This window comes from Mesorhizobium sp. M1E.F.Ca.ET.041.01.1.1 (genome assembly GCF_003997355.1).
Taxonomy (GTDB): Bacteria; Pseudomonadota; Alphaproteobacteria; order Rhizobiales; family Rhizobiaceae; genus Mesorhizobium.
In genome coordinates this window covers 1-748 of sequence record NZ_RZSL01001150.1, presented here as the reverse complement: position 1 = coordinate 748, position 748 = coordinate 1, and the positions used below count along the sequence as shown (strand labels likewise).

Annotated in this window: 2 protein-coding genes; one reads left to right on the top strand and one right to left on the bottom strand. The window is 52.0% G+C overall.

The window, feature by feature from the left end; all coding sequences use genetic code 11:
• The coding region (locus tag EOA38_RS38030) for an FCD domain-containing protein (RefSeq protein WP_127301628.1) at positions 1-310 on the top strand (310 nt) is incomplete at its 5' end.
• 218 nt (positions 311-528) lie between these two features.
• Here EOA38_RS38030 and EOA38_RS39970 read toward each other — a convergent pair.
• A partial coding sequence (locus tag EOA38_RS39970) for a hypothetical protein (protein WP_210213027.1) occupies positions 529-748 on the bottom strand: 220 nt, incomplete at its 5' end.

The following is a 748-nucleotide window of genomic DNA, read 5'->3' as shown; positions in this document are numbered from 1 at the left end:
CTATTGTACACATCGGAGGTCTCACAACTTTAGAGCGAAGATTGTTGCAAACGCCAATTTCCACTTTGCACTGTATGCTCAGTCGAAGGCGCCCCGGCTTCTGGCGATTATCGACAACCTTTGGGTGACAATCGGCCCCACACTGGGCCTGCTTGCAAATCGGGGATTCGAAGACAACGACGGCGAAAGATTTCACGACGCCGCAATTGCTGCACTGAAGGTAAGAAATGCTGCCGCCGTCCAGGCCGCGGTAGTCAATGATATACTCACCGCGCGTTTAAAGATGCTGAAAATCTTAAAGCCTCAATAGAAAGGACGTTTTTGAGATCAAGCTTTTGCAATCTTGCTGGTGAGTGACGACGTTAGCCACCTTGTTTGATCCAATTGCTGCCAGTGCGGAATACAATTGAATACGCTATTTTGATTACCTATGGCCACGCGACGCGAGCCGCGCGGCAGCATATGGTGGAATCATGCGAAGTCGGGGTAAGCTCATAGTCGTCCGTGAAGAACACGGAAGGTTTTGATTCAATTTAAGATCTTCCCCTGATTTCGGGTTTTATTTTGCCGGAAATTGTGGTGCTGGCCAGCGATTTCCGGCAAAATGTTTGCGTCTGCGTTGCGTGATTCGATGGCGTTTCGACCGGAGAGCGGGAGCAAGCGATGCGGCCGAAGGAACGGCGAGACAGCGGCCAGGCGGACCTGTTGCGGTCCCGGCTCGATCAGATCCTCGACATGAACCATCCGC